We start from the raw sequence: 3,194 nt of genomic DNA on the forward strand, positions 1-3,194 counted from the left end.
CCCTTTATGAAGCGCTGTTGGCCCGGCTTCCATCCAGCACCAACGCGGTACGTGTTGCGCAGGCGGCCGCAATCATCGGCAGCGTCGTCGATCGCGGCGTGCTGCAATCAGTAGTCGACCTGGGGCAAGACGATATCGACGAGGGAATCGAAGAACTCACCGATAGGCGGATCCTCCAACCGGTTCGGGACGATCTATGGCGCTTCCGCCATGAACTCCTGCGCGAGGTCGCCGCGGAGTTAGTTCCGCCCAGCCAGCAGGGACGGCTGCACGGTCGGATCGGCGACGTACTGGCCGCGACGTGTGCTGCCGGAAATCCCGAATGGGCATCGGTCGCACACCATTACGAGGAAGCCAGCCGGTACGCCGCCGCAGCGGCCGCGTACGAACAGGCGTCGGCGGTGGCCCGGCACCGCGGCGCACTGGATGAGGCCCGTAATCACCTCATCCGGGCACTGGAGAACATCGAACAATTGGCACCCGGGCCCGAGCGCGACGAATATGAAGTCGCTGTCCGACTGCAGAGCGGATTTCTGGCTACTGTGGCCACCGGGCACGCAAGTCGCGAAGCCGCTGCGGAATTCGAGCGCTGCCTGCAACTGATCGGCGACAACGTGAGTTCTCAGCTGTACGCGACGTTGAGCGCGCTGTGGAGCTACTATTTTGCCCGCGGCGACCTTGACCGAGCGGCACTATTGGGCGAGTCGATACGCTCGCGGCTCGCCGAGATGCCGCCGTCGATGCTTGTCGGGAGCGAACTCCAGTTAGCCGGCCTGGCCTGGTTTCAAGGCGACTTCGCCCGCGCCCGCAGTCTCATCGAGGCTGCCGCGACGGTAGCCGGCGAGATGCCGGGCCCCCAGCTGGAAGGCAACTCGTTCGCGCCTAACGAACCGATCGCGACGCTGTACACCTATCTCGCGACATCCCGGTTCGTGCAAGGCGATTTGGCCGGCGCCGAAGCCGCGCTGGCCCAGACGTATCGGCGATGTGAATCGGTGAGCTTCCCGCATGGCATGTTTAGCCTGGCCTATGGAAAGTCGCTGGAAACGTGGATACGCATCGAAGCGGGCCAACTCGACCGGGCCGCAGAGCTGGTCGCAGAACTTGCAGACCTAGGCAAGCAGTACGGCTTTGATGAATGGGTAATGGTGGCCGCAACGCAGGGAGCCACCGTGCGGTCGTTGGCTGCGGTTGCCGACGACAATCCTGATCCCGCAACGCTGCAGACGCATATCGACGCGATGACCACCGTCGTGCAGACCTGGCGCGCCTACGACCTGAAGGTCTTTCTGGTTTGCTACGACGCAGTCCTGGCGCGCCTGCTCACCGCCGCGGGGCAACAAGACGCCGCGCGCGATCGTGTAGGCATTGCATTGAAGCTCGCGGACGAGACCGGAATGCATTTCTACGACAGCGAGCTGTTGCGCATCCTTGCCCGCACCCGCGACGATCAGAACGCGGGCCATGCTGGCCTTTGCGAGGCCATCGCGTTGGCCCGCGAGCAACACGCGCTGACGTTCGAACTACGAGCCGCGGCAGATGATTTTGGGCTCGTCGGCGAGGCCGCGCGTGCGGCCCTGGCCGAGACGGTCGGCCGTTTCTCATCAGATCAGTCCTGGCCTGAGCTGGCGCGGGCGCGGGCCCTGCTCGGGTGAGCCGGCCCGGGGGTCGGGTGGCCATCCTCGGTGGAGGCATGGCCGGATTGAGTGCCGCCTGGCGACTCAGCGAACCGGGTTGGCGCGACCGTTTCGACTCGATCACCGTCTATCAGCGCGGCTGGCGACTCGGCGGCAAGGCAGCATCCAGTCGTGGACAGAACGGGCGGATCGAGGAACACGGCCTGCACGTATGGCTGGGCTCCTACGAGAACGCCTTTACGATGCTTCGCCAGTGCTACGCCGAACTGGACCGGGCCACCACCGATCCGCAAGCGCCGATCCGCAGCTGGGAACAGGCCATGATCCCGTCCGACAGCCTTGCCCTGGCCGATCGGAGGCAACACGACTGGTCGGTCTGGCTGGGCGGGTTCGCCCGCAACGACGAATTGCCCGGCGAGCCAGATGCAAACGTCCCCGAGCTAACCGTTGTCGGATTCCTGCGCCGCGCACTGCAACTGATACTCGATTTCGCTGACTCGCTGGGTAAAGCACCAACAAGTGTTCTGGTGCTATCCACGTCGCCCGACCCACACGCGGATGTCGGGGCTATCGAGGCGCTCCGGCGCGCTGTGACAGCCACACTGGCCGCCATGTCCGATCCCTCGCAACGGGCCCAAAGCGCCTCCCTAGACGCCGTTCTCAACGCCATCCACGTCGGCCTCGACGATCGGCACCCCGACCGCAAGCGGGTATGGCTGTTGCTCTCACTGGTGACGGCTACTGTGCGGGGTCTGATTTTTGACAACCTGGTCACGAACCCGCTCGGATTTCGGGCGATCAACGACGAGGACTTCGGCGACTGGATCCTGCGTCACGGCGCTCACCCCGATGTGCTCGAATTCCCATTGGTCCGTGGACTTTACGACATGGTGTTTGGCTATCGCGACGGCGACCGAAGCCAGCCCGCGTTCGGCGCTGGATTGGCCGTGCTGTGGACGGGCAACATGCTGTTCGGTTACAAGGGCGCGCTGTTTTGGAAGATGACCGCCGGAATGGGCGACGTTGTGATCGCGCCGCTGTATCAAGTCCTCCGGCGGCGCGGTGTCCGGTTCGAGTTTTTCCATCGCCTCGATGCGTTGCACCTCGACCCCACGCATCGCAGCATCGAGGCGATCACCATGGGCCGGCAGCTCCGACTCGCGGACGGCGTCGACCAGTACGCGCCGCTGGTCGAAGTAAGCGGCCTTCCCGCCTTCCCGAATGCGCCGGTGGCCGCCCAGATTGACCCGCACACCGACATTGGTTGTCTGGAATCGCATTTCGGAAAGCGGGACGACGCCGAAACACGGTTGCTGCGCAGCGGCATCGATTTCGACCACGTCGTCCTCGCGGTGTCGCTGGGCATGGTCGAGATCGTGGCCGGCGAGCTCATCGCGGATAGCGCTGAATGGCGGGACATGACGGCACACGTCCGCACAGTGGCGACCCAGGCCTTCCAGATCTGGCTCCGGCCGGACGAGGAGTCGCTCGGCTGCAAGAGGCCCGGTGCGACCGTCAGTGCCTACCTACCGCCATTCGATACCTGGTCCTCGATGC

The 3,194-nt window shown here is 64.7% G+C and carries 1 protein-coding gene and 1 pseudogene; both read left to right on the forward strand.

All coding sequences use genetic code 11. The features are described 5' to 3' along the window. Positions 1–1,655 (forward strand): annotated as a pseudogene (locus tag WBF82_RS02950) (ATP-binding protein); the annotation flags it as partial. Further along, positions 1,652–3,194 (forward strand): NAD(P)-binding protein (locus WBF82_RS02955; protein WP_424381607.1); only part of this gene is annotated, 1,543 nt, incomplete at its 3' end. The pseudogene WBF82_RS02950 and the gene WBF82_RS02955, both read left to right, overlap by 4 nt.

Source organism: Mycobacterium sp. (assembly GCF_049673265.1).
Taxonomy (GTDB): domain Bacteria; phylum Actinomycetota; class Actinomycetes; order Mycobacteriales; family Mycobacteriaceae; genus Mycobacterium.